Origin of the sequence: Agromyces sp. Soil535, assembly GCF_001428255.1 — a bacterium.
In the GTDB taxonomy this organism is placed as follows: Bacteria; Actinomycetota; Actinomycetes; order Actinomycetales; family Microbacteriaceae; genus Agromyces.
The window spans coordinates 334,839-356,349 of record NZ_LMRW01000024.1 but is presented as its reverse complement, the minus strand read 5'-3'; the positions used below and the strand labels follow the sequence as shown (position 1 = coordinate 356,349).

Genomic DNA, 21,511 nt, shown 5'->3' with positions numbered 1-21,511 from the left:
AGCGTGACCGACGAAACCGACGTGCCCGAGCCCGCGGAGCCGCACGAGCCCACCGTGCTGCAGGGCGTCGGCCCGTGGCCGGGCGGCAGTGCGGCATGGCCCGACGATCCACGCTACGACCCCGAGCTGCTCGAGCACGGCGACGCGCGCAACGTCGTCGACCGGTACCGGTACTGGCGCCTCGAGGCGATCGTCGCGGATCTCGACACGCACCGGCATCCGTTCCACGTCGCCATCGAGAACTGGCAGCACGACCTCAACATCGGGTCGATCGTGCGCACGGCCAACGCCTTCGCCGCAGAGACCGTGCATATCATCGGGCGCCGGCGCTGGAACAAGCGCGGCGCGATGGTCACCGACCGCTACCAGCACCTCGCGTACCATCCGGATGTCTCCGACTTCGTCGCCTGGGCGCGCGCGGAGTCCCTGCCGGTCATCGCGGTCGACAACGTCGAGGGCTCACTGCCGGTCGACGACGTCGAGCTCCCCGAGCGCTGCGTGCTGCTCTTCGGCCAGGAGGGGCCGGGCCTCAGCGACGCGGCGCTCGCCGCCGCCGATCTCGTGGTGGAGATCACGCAATACGGCTCGACGCGCTCGATCAACGCGAGCGCTGCCGCGGCGATCGTCATGCACGAGTGGGTGCGCAGGCACGCTCGTCGCTGAGTTCAGAGCGGCCCGCACCACGAGCAACCCCGCGGCGATGATCACGACGACGACGATCGCCGTGCCGCCGAAAAGCAGCAACGGTCCCCCCGTCTCGTAGGCGATGCCCGAGAGCGCTGCCGCGATCGTCGCGGTGAGCAGCCCGAATGCCCGCATGAGCCCCTGCGATGCCCCCGCCCTGGCCGCGGGCACGGTCTGTGCCATCGCTGCGGCGGCGCCGATGAACGCGAGCGCCTGCCCGCTCGACTCCACGAAGCCGACGCCGGTCGCGACCCACGGGTTGCCGATCACGCCGTAGAGCGCCACGATCGGCACGAGCACCACGGCGCCGCGCACGAACGCCGAGACCCCGCCGCGGCGGTCGGCGAGCCGGCCCGCCCAGCCCGCGACGAGCGCGTACGGCACGGCGAACAGCGTGTAGCTGAGCGCGGTGAGCCACTCGCTCGCGCCGATGTCGGCCATGAACCGCGGCCAGATCGCGTCGTAGGCGCCCGTCGGCACCATGACGGCGCCGTACAGCAGCAGCACGCCGACCACCATCGGCGAGCGCAGCAGGTCGAAGCTCACGCGCGGCGGGCGCGCCGCAGGGGTGACGGATGCCGCGGCGGCGTCGACCCCCGTCGCGCCTGCGGCCGCGGCATCCGCCGTCTTGGAGGCCATCGCCATCGCCGTCGCCGTCGCCGTCGCGCGTTCGCGGAACGCCAGCGCCACCGGGACGACCCCGAGCAACACCACGGCGCCCGACCACGCGAGGATCGCGCCCGGCGCGGCGAAGGCGATCGCGAGCCCCGACGCCAGAGGACCGAGCGACACGCCCGCGAGCTCGGCGGCGCCGAGGCGTCCGAGCGACTCGCCGGCGCGCGCCGGATCGGCCCGCACGAGCAGCGCGCTCGCCGCGGCTATGAACACGCCGTAGCCGAATCCGCCGAGGGCGCGGCCCGCAACGAGGTGCCAGGTGTCGGTGGCGAGCGCCGACCCCGCGAGCGCCGCGGCCATGAGCAGCACGCCGACGACGCCCATGCTGCGCGCCCGACCGCGATCGGCGTAGGGGGCGACGATGAGTTCGGCGGCGAGCGCGGCCGCGAACCCGGCCGCGGCCATGAACCCGATGTCGGCGGTGGAGATGCCGAGCTGCGCCTGGAGGGTGGGCAGCAGGGGGAAGATGACCATGGCGCCGGAGGACATGAGCACGGTCGCCGTGACGACGCCGGTCGTCAGCCGGCGGCGGTGGGGGTCGACGCTGCGCGGCTCCATTCCCCTTCTTGTCCACATGGATAACACGTTACCATTCGTTGTCCGCATGGACAAGAGGGGTAGCATGGAGGCATGGTGACGCGTCTCGACCCCGCGGCGCGGCGGGAGCAGATCCTCGCCGCGACGCTGCGGCTCGTCGCCCGCGACGGCTTCGCGCGGGTCACGCTGCGCGACGTCGCGGCCGAGGTCGGCGTGGTGCACGGCCTCATCCGGCACTACTTCCCCACCCGCGAGCAGCTCGTCGCGGCCGCGTTCGACGCGGCAGTGCTCGCCGAGCTCGAGGACGACGAGGAGGTCGCCGAGCGGGTCGAGCCCGTCGAGGCGCTCGCCGATTGGCTCACGTCGACTCCGCGGGAGCACTACCTCGTGTGGATCGACGCGTGGAGCGAGGCGCCGCGCAATCCCGAGTTGCACGCCGCGCTCACGCGGCACCACCGTGACTGCGAGCGCCGGCTCTCGCGCATCATCGAGCGCCTCGACCAGGCCGGGCTCGGCACGAGCGCCGACCCGGCATCCGACGCCCGCATGCTCACCGCGCTCGCCGACGGCATCGCGGTGCAGCACCATGCGATCGGCATCGTGAGCCGCGAGGACGCCGACCGCGTCGTGTTCACGGCCGCCGAGGAGCGACTCGGGATCGTGCCGGGCACGCTCGAGCGCTCGCGCCCCACCGCGGTGCGCGGGCAGTGGGCCACGAACACCGGTGCCTGAGACCCTGCCGCGTGTCGGAAGCGTCGCCGTCCCCGCCGCGCACGAGACTTGACCCGATGCCCGTCGTCGACAACGCGATCTACGTGGGCGGCCGCCGGGTCGCCACACCCGCCTCGCTCGAGGAGACCTTCGAGACCCGCGAGGCGCACGGCGGCTTCGCGTGGATCGGCCTCTACCGGCCCACCGACGCCGAGCTCGACGCGGTGGCGAGCGAGTTCGGCCTGCACCCCCTCGCGGTCGAGGACACCCGCAAGGGCCACCAGCGGGCGAAGATCGAACGGTACGGCGAGACGCTGTTCATCGTGCTGCGCCCCGCGCGCTACCTCGACGACGTCGAGCAGGTCGAGTTCGGCGAGCTGCACGTGTTCATCGGTCGCGACTTCGCGATCACGATCCGGCGCGCGGAGTCGCCGAACCTCGCGAAGGTGCGCCATCGGCTCGAGGGGTCGCCCGACCTCCTTGCGAAGGGGCCCGAGGCCGTGCTCTACGCGGTCCTCGACGAGGTCGTCGACGAGTACTCGCCGGTCGACCTCGGCCTCGAGAACGACATCGACGAGATCGAGGAGCAGCTCTTCTCCGGCGACCCCCAGGTGACGAGGCGCATCTACGACCTCGCAAGCGAGGTCATGGAGTTCCAGCGCGCGACCAGGCCGATCATCGACATGTTCGCCCTCCTCGAGCGCGGGTTCGAGAAGTACCACGTCGACCTCGAGCTGCAGCGGTACCTGCGCGACGTGAAGGACCACGTCATCCGCATCGTCGAGCGCGGCGAGTCGTTCCGGCAGCTGCTGCAGAACGCCCTGTCGGTGCACGCGACCCTCGTCGGCCAGCGGCAGAACGAGGAGATGAAGCGCCTCACCGAGACGAGCCTCGCGCAGAGCGAGCAGACGAAGAAGATCTCGAGCTGGGCGGCGATCCTGTTCGCGCCCGCGCTCGTCGGCACGATCTACGGCATGAACTTCAGGCACATGCCCGAACTCCTCTGGGAGTGGGGCTACCCGTTCGCGATCTCTCTCATGGTGGGCTCGGGCCTGACGCTGTACGTGATCTTCAAGCGCCGCAACTGGCTCTAGCGGGCGGATGCCGCGGCGCGGCCGTACGGCATCGGGCAACGCCCTTCCCGCGGCATCCGATCGCGGTTAGCTTGGGTCCATGACCGAGATCACCGATGATCTGCCCGCCCGCCTGCTGCACGAGGAGCACGCCGGATGGAAGGCGATCCTCGAAGGTCGCGGCGGCGAGCACTACCAGCGTGCGATGACCCGCGATGCGCTCATGGTGGTGGAGGGGGCGATGCTCGGCCGCGACGAGGTCCTCGCCGCGTTCCGCCGCGCGCCGCGGTGGGACTCCTACGAGCTGCACGAGCCAGCCGTCGTCCGGCTCGGCGACCGGGCCGGCATCCTCGTCTACCGGGCGCTCGCACGGCGCGGCGACGACACGGCCGACCTGCGCATGTCGACGACGTACCTCTACGACGACGGCGCCTGGCACGTCGCCGCGCACCAGCAGACGCCCGCCTGACGCCGGTTCGCAGCGAGCGGATGCCGCGGCATCCGCTCAGCCGATGAGGCTCGGCTGCAGGTCGCGCAGGGTGCGGTAGTGCGTCATGCGCGTCACGGGAACTTCGCGTACGGGTCCTGGTTCGCCCAGAGGTAGAGGCCTCCGTAGACCACGGGCACGGCGACGAGCGCGATGAGGGCGATCGCTCGGCGGATCGCGGCGGCATCCGCTCGGCCGTCGATCGTCACCGAGCCGCTGTCGGGCCGCATGCGGCCGGCCGCGAGCCGAGCACTGTCGGCCGCTGCTCGGTCTCGGCGCGCGCGAGCGTTGCGCGGCCCGACTCGAAGCCGACGGAGGTGGACGCGAGCGCCTGCCCGCGGCGGCCCTTCCCGACGCCGCGCAACTCGATCCTCATGCGCGCGGACCCTCGGGGACCGCGAGGTCGGACGCCGTGGCGATGAGCTCGGCGCTGGCCTGCCACGAGAGCCCGGCGGTGCCGAGCACGGCGAGCATCACGAGTCGCCGGCCCTCGGCGTCGTCGATGTCCGTGGCGGCGGCTTCGAGGAGCACCGAGATCGCCGCGGACTCGATCAGGCGCGCGAGCACCTCGGCGCGGATGTCGGGGCGCACGGTGCCCTCGGCGGCCCCTCGTGCGACGAGGACGCGGAGCCGCTCGCGCACCGGCAGCAGCGCCTCGGCGGCGTGGGCGGCGTAGGGCTGGCGCACGGCCATGCCCGCGAGGACGCGAACGTGCTCGACGGCGCCCCACAGGCGCGCGCCGAGCAGCGCGATGGCGGTGGGGGCGTGGGGGTGGTCGGTCGCGGCGGCGACGGCGTTGAGTCGGGCGGCGCCCACGTCGATCACCGCGTCCACGAGCTCGTCGCGGTTCGCGAAGTGGCCGTAGAAGGCGCGACGGGTGAGGCCGGCGGCAATGTGCAAGTTCAGGCGATCACAGGTTCGCCAGCCCCGCCCCGATGATGACCACGCCGATGATCAGCACGATGAGCGCCGTCACCGTGCCGTGGTTGCGCATGATCCACTCCTTCATGTCGAGGAGCCGCGGCTGCATCCCCTTCGGATCGACCAGCGCGAGGATGACCGGCACCCCGACGGATGAGGCACCGATGATCGTGTAGATCCCGATCACGATCGCAGACTCCCCCACGGAGAGATTCCCGGCGCGGATCGCAAGGCCGGCCGCGATCGCCAGGAGCAGGCCCTTGGGGCGGAAGTTGAGGGCGAATGCGATGCCGAACGCGCTCCACGGCCCGAGCTTGTCGACCGAGGCCAACCACTTGGGGAGGGCGTCGGATGGGTGGCGGCGGGCGCGACGCCACTCCACGATCGCGACCACGACGAGCCCGATGCCGACCAGGATCTCCGCGATGGCGATCGCGGTCGCGGGACGTCGGTCGGACCGCGGCGCCGGGATCGCCTGTGCGCCGAGGGTGCAGAGGGTGACGATCACCGCCATCCCGAGGACCCAGCCGATGAGGAACGGGAGCGCGGTCCTCCTGCCTTTCGGCGAGAGGAGGATGAGAACGGTGGCCATGATCGGCACCGAGCTGATCGCGACCGCGACCGCGATCGGGAGGATGTGTCCGATCGCGCCCAGCATCCGTGCCCCTTCCGCCTATTGCAGCGCCGACGTGAGCCGCGCGATGCCGTCGAGGAAGGTGGCGGATGCCGGTTCGCGCTCCCACTCCTCGAGCGTGAGCTCGCGCCCGATGGAGCGGTAGCCCTCCTCGACCTCGCGCATCTGGGCGACGAAGGAGTGCCCGCGCACGAGCAGCGAGATCTCGAAGTTGAGGTTGAACGAGCGGATGTCCATGTTGCTCGAGCCGATCACGGCCACGTCGTCGTCGATCGAGAGGTGCTTCGCGTGGAGGATGTACGGGCCGGGGTACAGCCAGATGCGCACGCCCGCTCGGAGCAGGTCGCCGTAGTACGACCGCTGCGCGTGCCAGACGGAGCCCTGGTCGCCGATCTCGGAGACGAACAGCTGCACATCCAGGCCGCGGTACTTGGCCGAGGTGATGGCGTACATCATCGCCTCGTCGGGCACGAAGTACGGGCTCGTGATGATGACCCTCTGCTGCGCCGACGAGACGAGCGTGAGGAACAGCCGCAGGTTGTTCTCGGCGACGTAGGCGGGCCCGCTCGGCACGACCTGGCAGACGAGCGCGTCGGGTGACGGATCGGCGGGAACGGCGAGGGCCGGCACGTTCTCCTCCTCGCCGAGCAGCTCGTCGGTCTCGCTGTACCAGTCGGACAGGAACACCGCGTTCACGGCGGTGACGGTGGGCCCCGTCACGCGGGTCACGAGCTCCTGCCACTGCAGCCCGCGCTTCTGGTTCTTCGGCGAGTCGTAACTGCGGTCGATGAGGTTCTGGGAGCCCGTGTAGGCGACGAGCCCGTCGACGACGACGAGCTTGCGGTGGTTGCGCAGGTCGGGCCGCTGGTACTTCCCCTTGGTCGGCTGCACTGGGAGCATGTAGCTCCAGTTCGCGCCGATGCGGTCGAGTTCGGCGACCGTCGCAGCGTGGACGGAGACGCGCCTGGATGCCACGTAGTCGAGAAGAAGGCGCACCACGACGCCGCGCTGCACCGCTCGTTCCATGGCGGCGAAGAACCCCTTCGTGGTCTCGTCGAGGGCGACGATGAAGAACTCCACATGGACGAAGCGCGTCGCGGTGTCGATGTCGGCCGCCATCGCGTCGATCGACCCCCGGTAGTCGCCGATCAGCCGCGCGGTGTTGCCGCCGACGGCGGGCAGCGCACCGAGCGTCCGGTTCTGTTCGACGGCCGTCGCGAACCACGTCGGCCACTCCGCCCTGCCGTCGGGCAGGTCGAGTCGGTCGCCGCGTTCGGCGATCATCCGGTTGATCTCCAGCTGCCGTTCGCGCCGCGCCTTCGGCAGCTTGGGGCTGCCGATGAGCAGGAACAGGATGATCCCGACGAACGGGATCAGGAAGATCGCGAGGAGCCATGCCATCGCGGCGGTGGGCTTGCGGTTGCGCGGGATGATGATGAGCGCCCCGATCCGGATCGCCAGGTCGGCCAGGATGAGCACCCAGCCGATGATCACGGCGGTCTCGGCGCTCACGCCGGCACGCCCGTTCGCTTCTTCAGACCACGGGCCATCGCGCCCTCCCCAGTACGGTCGCGCCGACCGCCGCAGAATGCGCCGATCGGTCGGTCGTCTGAGTATGGCACCGCCCCCGCCCGCGTGAAAGGCCGCAACCGGGTGACGGGTCAGTCGGTGCCGAGGTCGAACGCCGCGGCCTCGTTCGCGGCATCCGTCGCCGCCTCGAGGTCCGTCTCGACCTCGCCGGCCGAGATCTCGGCGGCCTGGCCGGCCTGCAGGTCGCCGACGAGCTCCGCCGTCGCGCCGCCGACGATGCCCTGCACCGCGTACTGCTCGAGGCGGGCGCGCGAGTCGGCGATGTCGAGGTTGCGCATGGTGAGCTGGCCGATGCGGTCCTCGGGGCCGAACGCGGCGTCGCCGACCCGCTCCATCGAGAGCTTGTCGGGGTGGTAGCTGAGGGCAGGGCCCTTGGTGTCGAGGATCGTGTAGTCGTCGCCGCGGCGCAGGCGCAGCGTGACCTCGCCGGTGACCGCGGATCCCACCCAGCGCTGGATCGACTCTCGCAGCATGAGCGACTGCGGGTCGAGCCAGCGGCCCTCGTACATGAGACGCCCCAGGCGACGGCCCTCCGCGTGGTAGTTCGCGACGGTGTCCTCGTTGTGGATGGCGTTGAGCAGCCGCTCGTAGGCGATGTGCAGCAGCGCCATGCCTGGCGCCTCGTAGATGCCGCGGCTCTTCGCCTCGATGATGCGGTTCTCGATCTGGTCGGAGACGCCGAGGCCGTGGCGGCCGCCGATCGCGTTCGCCTCGTAGACGAGGGCGACCGCGTCGCTGAACTCGGCGCCGTTGATCGCGACGGGGCGCCCGGCCTCGAACCGCACCGACACCTCCTCGGTGGCCACCTCGACGTCGTCGCGCCAGGCGGCGACGCCCATGATCGGCTCGACGATGTCGAGCCCGGTGTCGAGGTGCTCGAGCTTCTTCGCCTCGTGCGTGGCTCCCCAGATGTTCGCGTCGGTCGAATAGGCCTTCTCGGTGGAGTCGCGGTAGGGGAAGCCACGGGCGACGAGCCATTCGCTCATCTCCTTGCGGCCGCCGAGCTCGGTCACGAACGCGGCATCCAGCCACGGCTTGTAGATGCGCAGCCGCGGGTTGGCCATCAGGCCGTAGCGGTAGAACCGCTCGATGTCGTTGCCCTTGTAGGTCGAGCCGTCGCCCCAGATGTCGACGCCGTCCTCCTTCATGGCGCGCACGAGCAGCGTGCCGGTGACCGCGCGGCCGAGCGGCGTGGTGTTGAAGTACGTCTTGCCGCCCGAGCGGATGTGGAAGGCGCCGCACTGCAGGGCCACGAGGCCCTCCTCGACGAGCGGGGCCTTCGCGTCGACGTGGCGGGCGATCTCGGCGCCGTACTCCTTCGCACGGCCGGGGACCGCGGCGATGTCGGGCTCGTCGTACTGCCCGATGTCGGCCGTGTACGTGCAGGGCACCGCGCCCTTCTCGCGCATCCACGCCACTGCGACCGAGGTGTCGAGGCCGCCGGAGAAGGCGATGCCGACGCGTTCGCCGACGGGCAGGGACGAGAGGACTTTCGACATGCGCTCCAGCCTACGGGAGGCGCGGATGCCTCACCTTCGCGTGACCGAGGGCTGCGCGACCTCCCCAACCCGCGGAAACACGCCGCGATAAGGTTGAGTGTGACCCCAGACGAATCAGCACCCGAGGGCGAGGCGTCACTCGCCGACGAGCCCGAGGTTCGGCAGGCACTCGCCGAAGCCGATCGCGCATCCGTCGCGTCGGTCGTGGCGGGGCATCCGTCGTCACCTCTCGCGTGGGCCGAACTGGCCGATCTGGCCGACTCCGAGGGCCAGCCCATCGAGGCGTTCGCGTTCGCCGCCGTCGCCGTCGACCTCGCTCGTGAGCAGCTCGCCGCCGCAGGCTGGCAGCCCGGCGAGCCCGTGCCCTGGTCCGACGAGCCCAACCGTGCCTACCTCCGAGCGCTCGATGCGCAGCGGCGCGCGGCCCTGGCGCTCGGCCTCGACGACCATGCCGCGAAGCTCGCCGGAGAGCTCGCGTCCGCCGACGCAGAGGCGCCCGCCCGCATCGCCTCGGAGTACACGCCGACCCAGCTCATGCCGATCGTGGCATCCACCGGCATCTTCGCGCCGGCCACCGGATTCGAGGCCCACACCGGCGAACCGATCGCCGAACCCACCGCCGTGGACGCGGCAGGAGAGGACTGACATGCCCGCAGCCGTACTCATCGGAGCGCAATGGGGCGACGAGGGCAAGGGCAAGGCGACCGACCTGCTGGGTTCCCGGCTCGACTTCGTCGTGAAGTTCAACGGCGGCAACAACGCCGGGCACACCGTGGTCGTCGGCGACGAGAAGTACGCCCTGCACCTCTTGCCGTCGGGCATCCTCACGCCCGGCGTCACCCCCGTGATCGCGAACGGCGTCGTCGTCGACATCGAGGTGCTGTTCGAGGAGCTCGAGGCGCTCGAGGTACGCGGCGTGGACGTCTCGAAGCTCCGTGTCTCGGCGAACGCACACCTGATCACCCAGTACCACCGCACGCTCGACAAGGTCACGGAGCGATTCCTCGGCAAGCGCCAGATCGGCACCACGGGCCGGGGCATCGGCCCGTCGTACGCCGACAAGATCAACCGCGTCGGCATCCGCATGCAGGACCTCTTCGACGAGAACATCCTGCGGCAGAAGGTCGAGGGCGCGCTCGACCAGAAGAACCACCTGCTCGTGAAGGTCTACAACCGGCGCGCCATCGGCGTCGACGAGATCGTCGAGGAGCTGCTCGGCTACGTCGACAGGCTCCGCCCGATGGTCACCGACACATCGCTGCTGCTGCACCAGGCGCTCGAGCGCGGTGAGACCGTGCTCTTCGAGGGCGGCCAGGCGACCATGCTCGACGTCGACCACGGCACCTACCCGTTCGTCACGTCGTCGAACGCCACGAGCGGGGGCGCGGTCACCGGCTCCGGCATCGCGCCGAACCGCATCGACCGGGTCATCGCGGTCGTGAAGGCGTACACCACCCGCGTCGGCGCAGGCCCGTTCCCCACTGAGCTCTTCGACGAGTGGGGCGAGTTCCTCTCCGAGCGCGGCTTCGAGTTCGGCACCACCACGGGCCGCCGCCGTCGCACCGGATGGTTCGACGCGCCAATCGCCCGCTACGCGTCGCGGATCAACGGCGTCACCGACTTCGTGCTCACGAAGCTCGACGTGCTGACGGGCCTCGAGCGCATCCCGGTCGCGGTCGCGTACGAGGTCGAGGGCCAGCGGGTCGACGAGGTGCCGGTGTCGCAGTCGGACTTCCACCACGCGAAGCCCGTCTACGAGGAGTTCCCCGGCTGGACCGAGGACATCTCGGGCGCGCGCGAGTTCTCGGAGCTGCCCGCGAACGCCCAGAGCTACGTACGCGAGCTCGAGGCCATGAGCGGCTCGCGCATCTCCGCGATCGGCGTCGGCCCCGGCCGCGAGGAGATCGTGCAGCTGCACGACCTGCTCGACTGAGGTGATCCTGCGCCGGACATGAGTGGGGCGGATGCCGCGACTGCGCGACATCCGCCCCACTCATGCGGACGATGGCCTACGGCTCGGTGCCGATGGCCTTGTCGATGTTCGCGCGCACGTCGTCGACCTTGGCGTCGTGCTCATCTGGCGTGACCTTCTTGGCCGCCTCTGCGACGCCGTCGAGGACCTTGTCGCTGATCTCCTCGGCCTGCTCGCTGTTGAGCGCCTCGGTGATCTTGTCCTTGTTCTCCTCGACGAAGTCCTGTGCCTTCTTCGTCAGGTCGTCCAGCGATCCCATGTCCCCCACCATCCAATCTGTCGGAATGCTGCTCCCGTCATCGTAGGTGCCGGGCATGGATGCCGGAAGGCTTCGCGCCGTCCGTGCCAGACTCGACAGGGTGACCGCCAGCCGCCCCGCCGCCGAGCCGCTCGTCGGTCGATTCATCACGCTCACGCCCTACTCCGAGGCCGACATTCCGGCGCTGTACCGCGCGTTGGGTCGTCCAGAGGTGTTCGCCGGAGGCTACGGCGGCGGCCCTGCGGGGCTGCCGGCCGACGCCGGGGCGTTCGCGGCCTTCGCCAGGGACTACTACGCCGGCGGGCCCGATGCGATGCCGTGGACCGTGCGCCTGGCGGGCGGGCCCGACCACGGCGCCATCGTCGGCGCCACGAAGCTCGGTGATCTCGACCTGCCGAACGAATCGGCGCACATCGGCTGGACGGCGTACGACCCGAGGGTCTGGGGCACCACCGTCAACCCCGAGGCGAAGCTGCTGCTGCTGGGGCTCGCGTTCGGCCACGGGTTCGGCCGGGTCAAGCTGCAGGCGGATGCGCGCAATGCGCGCTCGCGGGCGGCGATCCTGAAGCTCGGTGCGCAGTTCGAGGGGATCACGCGACGCGAGCGTCCTCGCGCCGACGGCTCGTGGCGCGACTCCGCCGTGTACTCGGTGATCGTCGACGAGTGGCCTGCGGTGCGCGACCGGCTCGAGGCCCGGCTCGCCGAGTGGGGCGACCGGCCGCTGCGGCTCGGATCGTCGGTCGGCGCGGAGCTTGACGGCGCCCGGCAGGGGGAGTAGGCCGGGTCGTGTTCCCCGCCGACGGGACGGAAGGGGCGGAATCAGTGCCTGAACAGGTGCCCGGCCCGATGGCCGGCAAGGCCGCGTTGGTCACCGGCGGCACCGGTGGTATCGGCAAGGCGACGGCCATCGGCCTCTCCGCACTGGGGGCCCGGGTCGGGATCACGGGCCGCGACCTGGGGCGAGCCGAGGCTGCCGCTGCCGACATCGTCCGCCAGACGGGCAACCCGTCGGTCGACGTGTTCGTCGCGGACATGTCGTCCCAGGCGGAGGTGCGCCGACTCGCCGCCGAGGTGGTCGAGCGGTACCCGCGAATCGACGTGCTCGTCAACAACGTCGGCGGGTTCTGGGCACACCGGCACGTCACGGCCGACGGGCTGGAGCACACCTTCGCGCTCAACCACCTGGCGCCCTTCCTGCTCACCAACCTGCTGCTCGAGCGACTCGAGGCCAGTGCGCCCTCGCGAGTGGTCACGGTCTCCTCCGGCGCCCAGGCCACGGGCCGGATCGACTTCGACGATCTGCAGGGCGCGCGCGACTATTCGGGTCAGCGGGCATACAACCAGTCGAAGCTGGCCAACGTGATGTTCACGTACGAACTCGCTCGTCGCCTGCAGGGCAGCGGGGTGACGGCGACCGTGCTGCACCCGGGAGTCACCAGGACCGACTTCGGCGCCGAGGACCAGGTGCGGTTCTTCGAGGTCATGGGCCCGGTGGCGCGGCCGTTCATGAAGCGGCCAGCCCGCGGCGCGGAGACGCCGATCTACCTCGCCTCATCCGCAGAGGTCGAGGGCGTATCGGGCAGGTACTTCGCCAATCGGAAGCCCAAGAGGTCCAACAGGGCTTCGTACGACACCGCGGCCGCGGCGCGGCTGTGGAAGGTCAGCGCCGACCTCGTCGGCCTGGGTGGCGGGTAGCGGCATCCGCCGGTTCAGACGGGCCGTCGTCGTCGGGCCGCCTCGGGCACGTGCAGGCGGGTGAGGAACGCGTCGGCGCCGCGTGGCACGCCGCGACGGTCGGCGCGCGACGCGAGCACGGTCACGAGCACGGCGAGCGGCACGGTCCAGGCCGCGGGCTGCTCGAGGAACGGGCGGATGCCGGGGAGCACCGCAGAGATGGCCGCGCCGCCGAGGATGGCGGTGCCCGAAAGCACGGCGCCGGTGAGCATGCCCGCGACCGCGCCACGCGCCGTGAGCCCGCGCCACCAGATGCCGAGGAGGAGCACCGGGCACAGGGTCGAGGCCGTGAAGGCGAACACGAGCCCGACGCTCCCGGCGAGGCCCGTCGACTCGGTGGCGAGCGCGACGACGAGCGGCACGAACGACGAGATCACCGCGGCGATGCGGAAGCCGCGCACGCTGCCGCCGAGCAGGTCCTGGCTGATCACGCCCGCGAGCGACACGACCAGGCCCGACGACGTCGAGAGGAACGCGGCGAACGCGCCGGCGATCACGAGCGCGGTGAGCACGTCGCCCACGGGACCGGGGATGAGCCGGTCGGGCAGCAGGAGGATGAGGGCGTCGGCGTCGCCGCTGGTCGCGAGGTCGGGGGCGAACGCGCGTCCGAGGAAGCCGAACGCCGTGGGGAACAGGTAGAACACCGAGAGCAGCACGAGCACGATCACGGTCGTGCGACGTGCGGCGACGCCGTCGGGGTTCGTGTAGAACCGCACGAGCACGTGCGGCAGGCCGAGCGTGCCGAGCAGGAGCGCGACCATCAGCGACACCGTGCGATACACCTCGAGGTCGCCCGGCCCTGCCGTGGCCGGGAACGCCTCGACGGGCGGCAGCGCGGGTTCGGTGCCGCCGAGCGCGAGGAGCAGCACGACCACCGGGACCGCGAGCGCGGTGAGCTTCAGCCAGAACTGGAACGCCTGCACGAACGTGATCGAGCGCATGCCGCCCGCGGCCACCACGACGGCCACGATCACGGCGACGGCGAGCGAGCCCGCCCACGCGGGGAGCCCCGTCGTGATGCGCACGGTGAGCGCGGCGCCCTGCAGCTGCGGGACGATGTAGAACCAGCCGACGACGATCACGAGGATGCTCGTCACCCGGCGCGCCCACACCGACTCGAGCCGCGCCTCGGTGAAGTCGGGGATCGTGTAGGCGCCCGACCGACGCAGGGGGGCGGCCACGAACAGCAGCAGCATGAGGTAGCCCGCCGTGTAGCCGATCGGGAACCACAGCGCCGCCGACCCCGTGAGCAGGATCAGCCCGGCGATGCCGAGGAACGACGCCGCCGAGAGGTACTCGCCGCCGATCGCCGACGCGTTCCACCACGGGCGCACCGTTCGCGAGGCCACGTAGAAGTCGCTCGTCGTACGCGAGACCCGGAGCCCGTAGAACCCGATGAGCGCCGACGCGACCGCCACGGCGACGATCGCGGTGTACCCGATCGCGGCGTTCACTCGTCCTCCGTGAGCGAGCGGTACCGTGCCTCGTTGCGCGAGGCGGCGCGCACGTACAGCCCGGCCACCGTGATCGCGAGCGGGTACACGCCGATGCCGAGGAGCAGCCATGACAACGGCACGCCGAGCACGAACGTGGCGTCGAGCTCGGGCACGAACGCGATCGCCAGCACGAACAGCGCCGTCGCGACGACGAAGCCGACCGCGAAGACGACGCCGAGCCTCAGCTGCGTCCGGATCAGCGATCGCACGTAGACGCCCGCGATGTCGCTCGTCGGCGCCTCGGTTCCCGGGTGCGGCGACGGGCGGGCGGATGCCGCGGCCGACCCCGGGCGCGGGGCGGTGACCCGCACCCTCGCCGGCGTGGCATCCGTGCGCTCCGGATCGCTGCTCATTGCCGCGGCCGGATGGTCGCCGACTCGAGACGTTCGCGGAGCGCGGGCAGCAGGCGCCGGCTCACGGGCAGCTCGGCCGCGTCGATGGTGACACTCGGGTGATCGCCGCCGAGCCGGATGCGCGAGAGGTGCGGGATCGCGACGAGGTACGAACGGTGGATGCGCACGAACGAGTCCGACCACTGCCGCTCGAGGTCCGCCATCGGCACGCGCACGAGGTAGCTGGCCTCTTCGGTGTGCAGGCGCGCGTAGTCGCCCTGCGCCTGCACGTAGCGCACGTCGTCTCGACGGATCATGCGGGTCGTGCCCCCGAGGGTCACCGCGATCATCTCGGGCTGCGATTCGGATGCCGCGGGCCCCGCCGACCCGGCCCCCGCGGCCTTCAGCGCCTCGACGACGCGGGTCACCGAACGGTGCAGCCGTTCGGTGCGCACGGGCTTCAGCAGGTAGTCGACGGCCGCGAGGTCGAACGCCTCCAGCGCGCCCTCCTCGTCGGCGGTGACGAACACGAGGGCGGGGCGACGCTCGAAGCGCTGCATCGCCCGCGCGAGGTCGAAGCCGTTGAGGCCGGGCATGTGGATGTCGAGGAAGGCGGCGTCGACGGGCTCTCGGGTGAGCACGCGGATGGCCTCCGCACCCGAGGCGGCCTGGTGGATCACCCCGATGCGCGGATCCTGGCCGAGGAGGAACGCCAGCTCGTCGATCGCGGGCTGCTCGTCGTCGGCGATGAGCACGGAGATCACGGTTCAAGTCTCCCATCGGCGTCGCGTTCGGGATCGGCGGATGCCGCGACGCGGCCCGGCTGGGACTTCGGCACGCGCATCCGCACGAGCGTGCCCGCCCCCACGTTGGTCTCGACGACCAGCCCGTGCTCCTCCCCGTACACCTGACGGAGGCGCGCGTCCACGTTGCGGAGGCCCACGTGCTCGCCCGGAGCGCCGCCCGCGAGCACGCGCTCGAGCACCGCGGGATCGATGCCGACGCCGTCGTCCTCGACGCTGATCTCGGCGAACGCGCCGGAGTCGGCGGCGGTGATCGTGATACGGCCACCGCCCTCCTTCGACTCCAGCCCGTGCCGCACCGCGTTCTCGACCAGCGGCTGGATCGACAGGTACGGCACGACGGTCGAGAGCACTTCGGGCGCGACCTGCAGGGTCACCTTCAGCCGGTCGCCGAACCGCGCGCGCTCGAGCTTCAGGTAGCTGTCGATCGAGCGCAGCTCCTCGGCGACGGTCGTGTAGTCGCCGTGGCGGCGGAACGAGTAGCGCGTGAAGTCGGCGAACTCGAGCACGAGCTCGCGGGCCTTCGCGGGGTCGGTGTTGATGAACGAGGCGATCGCGTTGAGCGAGTTGTAGATGAAGTGGGGGCTGATCTGGGCGCGCAGCGCCCGCACCTCGGCTTCGGCGAGCGCCGCGCGCGAGGCGTCGAGCTCGCCGAGCTCCACCTGGGCGGCGACCCAGTCCGCGACCTCCCCGGTGGCCCGCACGAGTCCGGCGCGTACGGGGGAGGCGAACGCGACGATCGCGCCCGCCGGGTTGCCGCTCGCGAGGATCGGTGCGGCCACGGCATCCGTCTCCCGGTCGCCGATGCGGATGCGCCGCTGCACCTGCGGCCGGCCCGACGCGCGCGCCTCGGCGGCGAGTCGCCCCGCGACCGCCCGCACCGCATCGTCGCCCTCGACCGTCACCGCACCCGAGGGGTCGACGAGGGCCAGGCTCTCGCAGCCGAGGAGCGCCCGCAGGTGCCGGCCCGCCCGCGTCGCGTCGACCTCGCCGATGCCGCTGCGGAGGTGCTTCGCCGCACGGCTCGCGAGGTGCAGGGTCTGGTACGTCGCCCGCTCGACATCGGTGCCCAGGTCCTTCGATGCGACCACGATGCGCCGCAGCAGGAGGACGACGCCGACCGCGAGCCCCCCGGCGACGACGCCGGCGGCAGCGGCGAGCAGCATCGACTCGGGCATGCAGAGAAGCGTAGCCGTCGTTCGTCGCCGCGGATCCGCCGTTCGTCGCACGATGGACGCCGCTCAGCGACGACGAGCGGCGAGCGCCCCCGGTGGTGCGGCGTGAGCGCGAGCATGGTGCCACTGCCAGGTCTTCACGGACCAACACAGGGCAGCGGCGCGGCCGAAGGCCCGCCGATCCCCCCTTCGAAGGAGAGACGCCATGGGCAACGAAGCCCTGAGCGCGGAGACCGCGACGCCAGACGTCGACTACCGCGCGATCCAGCAATCACCTGAGTTCCAGACCCTTCGCCGCACGCACCGGAACTTCGTGTTCCCGGTGCTCGGCGCGTGCCTCGCGTGGTACGTCGTCTACGTGCTGCTCGCCGGCTACGCGCACGACTTCATGTCGACGCCGGTGTTCGGCAGCGTCAACGTCGCGATCCTGCTCGGCCTCGCGCAGGTCGTCACGACGTTCGCGGTGACCATGTGGTACGTGCACTTCGCGAACAAGCGGCTCGACCCGCTGGCCGAGGAGATCCGCGACGAGATCGAACTGGATGCCGCCGCGGCATCCGTCTCGGAGGTGAACCGCTGATGTCACACCTCGCAGCCGCGGCCGCATCCGCCTCGCCCGGCAACCCCTGGCTCAACATCGGGATCTTCGGCGCGTTCGTCGCGATCACCCTCGTGATCGTCTTCCGCGCGAGCCGCAACAACAAGACCGCCTCCGACTACTACGCCGCCGGCCGCTCGTTCACCGGCGGGCAGAACGGCTCGGCGATCGCCGGCGACTACCTGTCGGCGGCCTCCTTCCTCGGCATCGTCGGCGCGATCGCGGTCACGGGCTACGACGGGTTCCTCTACTCGATCGGCTTCCTCGTGGCGTGGCTCGTGGCGCTGCTGCTCGTCGCCGAACTGCTGCGAAACACCGGGCGGTTCACGATGGCCGACGTGCTGTCGTTCCGCCTCAGGCAGAAGCCCGTGCGCATCGCGGCCGCGACGACCACCCTCGTCGTCTGCTTCTTCTACCTGCTCGCCCAGATGGCCGGCGCGGGCGGCCTCGTGTCTCTGCTGCTCGGCATCGGCGACAAGGTCGGCCAGGGCGTCGTGATCACCGTGGTCGGCGCGCTCATGATCCTGTACGTGCTCATCGGCGGCATGAAGGGCACCACGTGGGTGCAGATCATCAAGGCCGGCCTGCTCATCGCCGGCGCCGCGGTGATGACCGTGTGGGTGCTCGCGCTCAACGGCTTCAACTTCTCGACGCTGCTCGACAACGCGGTCGCGACGGCCGGCAACCCGGCGATCCTCGACCCGGGCCTGAAGTACGGCGTGTCCGAGATCGCGAAGCTCGACTTCCTCTCGCTCGGCCTCGCGCTCGTGCTCGGCACGGCTGCCCTGCCGCACGTGCTCATGCGGTTCTACACGGTGCCCACCGCCAAGGAGGCGCGCAAGTCGGTGGTGTGGGCGATCTGGCTCATCGGCATCTTCTACGTGTTCACGCTCGTGCTCGGCTACGGCGCCGCGGCCCTCATCGGCCCCGAGACCATCGCCGCTGCGCCCGGCGGCGCGAACTCGGCGGCCCCGCTGCTGGCGTTCGAACTCGGTGGGCCGATCCTGCTCGGCCTCATCGCGGCGATCGCCTTCGCGACGATCCTCGCGGTCGTGGCGGGCCTCACGATCACCGCGGCGGCCTCGTTCGCGCACGACATCTACGCGAGCGTCGTGAAGAAGGGCAAGCCCGCGCCGGGAGCCGAGGTGAAGGTCGCCCGTCGCACCGTCGTCGTGATCGGCATCATCGCGATCATCGGCGGCATCGGGGCGAACGGCCAGAACATCGCGTTCCTCGTCGCCCTGGCGTTCGCCGTCGCGGCATCCGCCAACCTGCCGACCATCGTGTACTCCCTGTTCTGGAAGCGGTTCACGACGCAGGGTGCGCTCTGGAGCATGTACGGCGGCCTCGCGTCGGCGCTCATCGTCATCGCGCTCTCGCCCGTGGTCTCGGGCACTCCGACCTCGATGATCCCGGGCGCCGACTTCGACATCATCCCGCTGTCGAACCCCGGCATCATCTCCATCCCGCTCGCCTTCCTCCTCGGCTGGCTCGGGTCGGTGCTCGACAAGAACACCGAGGACCCGGCCAAGCAGTCCGAGATGGAGGTGCGCTCGCTCACGGGCGTCGGCGCAGAGAAGGCGATCCAGCACTAGGACTTCGACGCGGCCGGAATGCCTGCCCGGGCCGCGTCGAACGAACAACAGGGGCGGATGCCGCAGCGTCAGGCTGCGGCATCCGCCCCCGTTGCAGGTCGCGCGCCGAGGCTGGGCTCCGCCGCCGCTCACATGTTGATCATGTGGCCCGCGAGGCCGTGGAACGCCTCCTGCAGCGCCTCCGAGAGGGTCGGGTGCGTGTGCACGTTGCGGGCGAGTTCGAGGGCGCCGAGGTCCCACTTCTGGGCGAGGGTGAGCTCGGGCAGCAGCTCCGAGACATCCGGGCCGATGAGGTGGCCGCCGAGCAGCTCGAGGTACTTCGCGTCGGCGACGAGCTTCACGAAGCCCGTCGGGTCGCCGAGGCCGTGGGCCTTGCCGTTCGCCGAGAACGGGAAGGTCGCGACCTTCACGTCGTAGCCCTCGTCGCGCGCCTGCTGCTCGGTGAGGCCGAAGCTCGCGACCTGCGGGGAGCAGAACGTGGCGCGCGGCATCATGCGGTAGTCGTCGAGCGACATGGTCTCGGCGCCGCCGATGGTCTCGGCAGCCACGACGCCCATCGCCTCGGCGACGTGCGCGAGCATGAGCTTCGCGGTGACGTCGCCGATGGCGGAGATGTGCGGCACGTTCGTGCGCATGAACTCGTCGATGGCGATCGCGCCGCGGTCGGTGAGCTGCACGCCCGTGGTCTCCAGCCCGAAGCCCTCGACGTTCGGCGCGAACCCGACCGAGATCAGGGCCCGGTCGGCCTCGAGCGATCCCGGCTGTCCGTCGGCACCCGTATAGGTCACGGTGACGGATGACCCGTTGTCGATGACGGCCTCGACCTTCGTCGACGCGAGGATGGGCACGCCGAGCTTGCGGTACTGCTTCGTGATCTCCTTCGAGACGTCGACGTCCTCCATGGGCAGCGCGCGATCGAGGAACTCGAGGATCGTCACCTCGACGCCGTAGTTTCGCATGACGTACGCGAACTCCATGCCGATCGCGCCGGCGCCGACGATCGCGATCGACCGCGGCAGGTCGCGCTGCATGATCTGCGTCTCGTAGGTGACGATGTTCGGGCTCAGCTCGACGCCCGGGAGGAGCCGCACGCGGGATCCGGTGGCGATGATCGCGTTCGCGAACGTGAGCGTCTCGGTCGACCCGTCGGCCTTCGCGACGTCGATCGTGTTCGCATCGCGGAAGGTGCCACGGCCGTCGAACTCGGTGATCTGGTTCTTCTTCATCAGGTAGTGCACGCCCTTGACACGACCGTCGGCCACCGTGCGGCTGCGGTCGTATGCGACGCCGTAGTCGAACGACGCCTCGCCGCTGATGCCGAACATCGCGGCCTGGGCGTGGAAGATGTGGGCGAGCTCCGCGTTGCGGAGGAGGGCCTTCGAGGGGATGCATCCCACGTTCAGGCACACTCCGCCCCAGTACTTCTCCTCGATCACGGCGGTCTTGAGCCCGAGCTGGGCGGCGCGCACGGCGGCGACGTACCCGCCGGGGCCGGCGCCGAGGACGACGACATCGAAATGGCTGGTCATGCGGGCCAGCCTAGGCGGCTGCCCCGGGGGCGGGGCAAGTGAGCCGGCGGATGCCGCGGGCCGTCGGGCGGGCGAGCGGACGCCGACGATGCCGTGTCTGCCGACCTCCGGCGGATTCCGGACAAGCACCCTCCAGGGCCTCCCCGCGGGTCGGTGGCCGGGCATACGCTCGACCGGTGAGCACCAGTACCACCCAGCAGGCCGCCGTCGCGGTGTCCGCGCCGAGGCGATCCAGGCGGTTGTCGACGTGGGTGCAGTTCCTCGCCATGGGCGTGGTGTGGGGCGCGAGCTTCCTCTTCATGAAGGTCGCGCTCGAGGGCGTCTCGTTCGGGCAGGTGGCCTGGTCGCGCACCGTGCTCGGCGCCCTTGCGCTCGGTGCGATCGTGCTCATCACCCGTCCGCGGGTGCCCCGCGTCGACGGAACGCCCGGCCCGGTGCTGCCGCGCGAGCGCGTGGTGTGGCTGCACTTCCTCGTGGTGTCGCTCACCACGTGCGTCATCCCGTACCTGTGCTTCGCGTGGGCGGAGCAGTACGTGTCGTCGAGCCTCGCCTCGATCTACAACGCGACGACGCCGATCATGACCGCGCTCATGGCGACGCTCGTGTTCCACGTCGAGCGGCTCGGGCTGAGCCGGTGGGTCGGCGTGGGTGTCGGCATCCTCGGGGTGCTCGTCATCATCGGTCCGTGGCAGTACCAGGCGCTCACGGGCAGCCTGGCCGGCCAGCTCGCGTGCCTCGTGGCGACGCTGTGCTACGGGTTCACGTTCGGCTACCAGCGCCGCTTCCTCAGCCAGCGGCCGATCGCGCCGGCGACGTTCGCGTTCCTCTCGATCGGCGTCTCGGCGGTCGTGATGCTCGCTCTGACGCCGTGGGTCGCGCTGTCGCCGGTCGACCTCGACTGGGCGATCGTCGGCTCACTGCTGGCGCTCGGCGTGCTCGGCACGGGGCTCGCCTACATCTGGATGATCAATGTGCTGCGCGCGTGGGGGCCGACCGGCTCGTCGACGGTCACCTACGTGACACCCGTGGTGGGCGTGGTGCTCGGCGTGCTGCTGCTCGGCGAGCGGTTCAGCTGGCACGAGCCCGTGGGTGCCGTGCTCGTGCTGCTCGGCATCCTGCTCACGCAGGGCAGGCTCCGGATGGGGCGTCGCCGGGAGCCCGCCGCGGCCTGACCCGCCCGACCGCAGCATGCGTGACCGCGCCGGCG

The 21,511-nt window shown here is 70.9% G+C and carries 23 protein-coding genes and 1 pseudogene; 11 read left to right on the top strand and 13 right to left on the bottom strand.

All coding sequences use genetic code 11. The annotated features are described in order from the left end of the window. Positions 1-21: 21 nt before the first annotated feature. Positions 22-663, top strand: coding sequence for a TrmH family RNA methyltransferase (locus ASG80_RS23100; RefSeq protein WP_082590554.1), 642 nt, complete (start codon positions 22-24; stop codon positions 661-663). Between the two features lie 81 nt (positions 664-744). Here the strand turns inward: ASG80_RS23100 and ASG80_RS24565 are convergent. After that, positions 745-1,917 (bottom strand): annotated as a pseudogene (locus tag ASG80_RS24565) (MFS transporter); the annotation flags it as partial. Positions 1,918-1,989: 72 nt separating this feature from the next. Between ASG80_RS24565 and ASG80_RS16940 the strand changes: the two are divergent. The 3 genes from ASG80_RS16940 (at position 1,990) to ASG80_RS16930 (ending at position 4,149) form a co-directional block, all read left to right on the top strand. Next, a complete protein-coding gene (locus ASG80_RS16940) occupies positions 1,990-2,628 on the top strand; it encodes a TetR/AcrR family transcriptional regulator (RefSeq protein WP_056732795.1) in 639 nt (212 codons plus the stop codon). A gap of 56 nt (positions 2,629-2,684) precedes the next feature. Further along, positions 2,685-3,701, top strand: a complete 1,017-nt coding sequence (locus ASG80_RS16935; protein ID WP_056732793.1) for a magnesium and cobalt transport protein CorA — start codon at positions 2,685-2,687, stop codon at positions 3,699-3,701. A 79-nt stretch (positions 3,702-3,780) separates the two neighbouring features. After that, a complete protein-coding gene (locus tag ASG80_RS16930; protein WP_056732791.1) occupies positions 3,781-4,149 on the top strand; it encodes a nuclear transport factor 2 family protein in 369 nt (122 codons plus the stop codon). 92 nt (positions 4,150-4,241) lie between these two features. On the opposite strand, the gene ASG80_RS24750 is transcribed toward ASG80_RS16930, so the two are convergent. The 6 genes from ASG80_RS24750 to argG all read right to left on the bottom strand — a co-directional run bounded on the left by ASG80_RS24750 (position 4,242) and on the right by argG (position 8,811). Next, a complete protein-coding gene (locus tag ASG80_RS24750; protein ID WP_255355608.1) occupies positions 4,242-4,376 on the bottom strand; it encodes a hypothetical protein in 135 nt (44 codons plus the stop codon). Continuing rightward, the gene (locus ASG80_RS23095) at positions 4,373-4,543 is read right to left on the bottom strand and encodes a hypothetical protein (protein WP_235508366.1); all 171 of its coding nucleotides are present in this window, start codon (positions 4,541-4,543) and stop codon (positions 4,373-4,375) included. Before ASG80_RS23095 ends, ASG80_RS24750 begins: the two co-directional genes overlap by 4 nt. After that, positions 4,540-5,067, bottom strand: a complete 528-nt coding sequence (locus tag ASG80_RS16925) for a hypothetical protein (RefSeq protein WP_056732789.1) — start codon at positions 5,065-5,067, stop codon at positions 4,540-4,542. The genes ASG80_RS23095 and ASG80_RS16925 overlap by 4 nt, the downstream gene beginning before the upstream one ends. A 10-nt stretch (positions 5,068-5,077) precedes the next feature. Then, positions 5,078-5,746: a GAP family protein gene (locus ASG80_RS16920; protein ID WP_056732787.1), complete on the bottom strand. Its 669-nt coding sequence runs from the start codon at positions 5,744-5,746 to the stop codon at positions 5,078-5,080. 15 nt (positions 5,747-5,761) lie between these two features. After that, positions 5,762-7,234, bottom strand: a complete 1,473-nt coding sequence (cls, locus tag ASG80_RS16915) for a cardiolipin synthase (RefSeq protein WP_056732785.1) — start codon at positions 7,232-7,234, stop codon at positions 5,762-5,764. Between the two features lie 149 nt (positions 7,235-7,383). Beyond that, positions 7,384-8,811 (bottom strand): argininosuccinate synthase, encoded by a 1,428-nt coding sequence (argG, locus tag ASG80_RS16910; RefSeq protein WP_056732783.1) that lies wholly within the window; start codon positions 8,809-8,811, stop codon positions 7,384-7,386. Between the two features lie 99 nt (positions 8,812-8,910). On the opposite strand from argG, the gene ASG80_RS23950 reads away from it, so the two are divergent. Beyond that, complete coding sequence (locus ASG80_RS23950) at positions 8,911-9,456, top strand: DUF3151 family protein (protein ID WP_056732781.1); 546 nt, start codon at positions 8,911-8,913, stop codon at positions 9,454-9,456. Position 9,457: 1 nt separating this feature from the next. Next, complete coding sequence (locus ASG80_RS16900) at positions 9,458-10,744, top strand: adenylosuccinate synthase (RefSeq protein ID WP_056732778.1); 1,287 nt, start codon at positions 9,458-9,460, stop codon at positions 10,742-10,744. Positions 10,745-10,820: 76 nt separating this feature from the next. Here ASG80_RS16900 and ASG80_RS16895 read toward each other — a convergent pair whose 3' ends face one another. Further along, positions 10,821-11,042, bottom strand: coding sequence for an Rv0909 family putative TA system antitoxin (locus ASG80_RS16895; protein ID WP_056732776.1), 222 nt, complete (start codon positions 11,040-11,042; stop codon positions 10,821-10,823). 100 nt (positions 11,043-11,142) lie between these two features. Here ASG80_RS16895 and ASG80_RS16890 point away from each other — a divergent pair, with 100 nt between their 5' ends. Further along, the gene (locus tag ASG80_RS16890) at positions 11,143-11,820 is read left to right on the top strand and encodes a GNAT family N-acetyltransferase (protein WP_056732930.1); all 678 of its coding nucleotides are present in this window, start codon (positions 11,143-11,145) and stop codon (positions 11,818-11,820) included. A 44-nt stretch (positions 11,821-11,864) separates the two neighbouring features. Beyond that, entirely contained in the window at positions 11,865-12,737 is an 873-nt protein-coding gene (locus ASG80_RS16885; RefSeq protein WP_235508365.1) for an SDR family oxidoreductase, read from the top strand. 14 nt (positions 12,738-12,751) lie between these two features. Here ASG80_RS16885 and ASG80_RS16880 read toward each other — a convergent pair whose 3' ends face one another. From ASG80_RS16880 to ASG80_RS16865, 4 genes are read right to left on the bottom strand one after another with little or no spacing between them, the layout of a single operon-like run. Then, positions 12,752-14,230, bottom strand: a complete 1,479-nt coding sequence (locus ASG80_RS16880; RefSeq protein WP_056732772.1) for a cation acetate symporter — start codon at positions 14,228-14,230, stop codon at positions 12,752-12,754. Further along, positions 14,227-14,625, bottom strand: a complete 399-nt coding sequence (locus ASG80_RS16875; RefSeq protein ID WP_056732771.1) for a DUF485 domain-containing protein — start codon at positions 14,623-14,625, stop codon at positions 14,227-14,229. The genes ASG80_RS16880 and ASG80_RS16875 overlap by 4 nt, the downstream gene beginning before the upstream one ends. Next, a complete protein-coding gene (locus ASG80_RS16870) occupies positions 14,622-15,368 on the bottom strand; it encodes a LytTR family DNA-binding domain-containing protein (RefSeq protein WP_056732769.1) in 747 nt (248 codons plus the stop codon). The genes ASG80_RS16875 and ASG80_RS16870 overlap by 4 nt, the downstream gene beginning before the upstream one ends. Further along, complete coding sequence (locus ASG80_RS16865; protein WP_056732767.1) at positions 15,365-16,585, bottom strand: sensor histidine kinase; 1,221 nt, start codon at positions 16,583-16,585, stop codon at positions 15,365-15,367. The genes ASG80_RS16870 and ASG80_RS16865 overlap by 4 nt, the downstream gene beginning before the upstream one ends. A 202-nt stretch (positions 16,586-16,787) precedes the next feature. Between ASG80_RS16865 and ASG80_RS16860 the strand changes: the two genes are divergently transcribed. Both ASG80_RS16860 and ASG80_RS16855 read left to right on the top strand, forming a co-directional pair. After that, a complete protein-coding gene (locus ASG80_RS16860; protein ID WP_056732766.1) occupies positions 16,788-17,162 on the top strand; it encodes a DUF485 domain-containing protein in 375 nt (124 codons plus the stop codon). Then, a complete protein-coding gene (locus ASG80_RS16855; protein ID WP_056732763.1) occupies positions 17,162-18,775 on the top strand; it encodes a cation acetate symporter in 1,614 nt (537 codons plus the stop codon). The genes ASG80_RS16860 and ASG80_RS16855 overlap by 1 nt, the downstream gene beginning before the upstream one ends. Positions 18,776-18,903: 128 nt before the next feature. On the opposite strand, the gene lpdA is transcribed toward ASG80_RS16855, so the two are convergent. Next, on the bottom strand, positions 18,904-20,304 hold the full coding sequence (gene lpdA, locus ASG80_RS16850; protein WP_056732761.1) for a dihydrolipoyl dehydrogenase: 1,401 nt from the start codon (positions 20,302-20,304) through the stop codon (positions 18,904-18,906). A gap of 266 nt (positions 20,305-20,570) precedes the next feature. Here lpdA and ASG80_RS16845 point away from each other — a divergent pair, with 266 nt between their 5' ends. Beyond that, positions 20,571-21,476 (top strand): DMT family transporter, encoded by a 906-nt coding sequence (locus tag ASG80_RS16845; RefSeq protein ID WP_056732928.1) that lies wholly within the window; start codon positions 20,571-20,573, stop codon positions 21,474-21,476. Positions 21,477-21,511 lie beyond the last annotated feature (35 nt).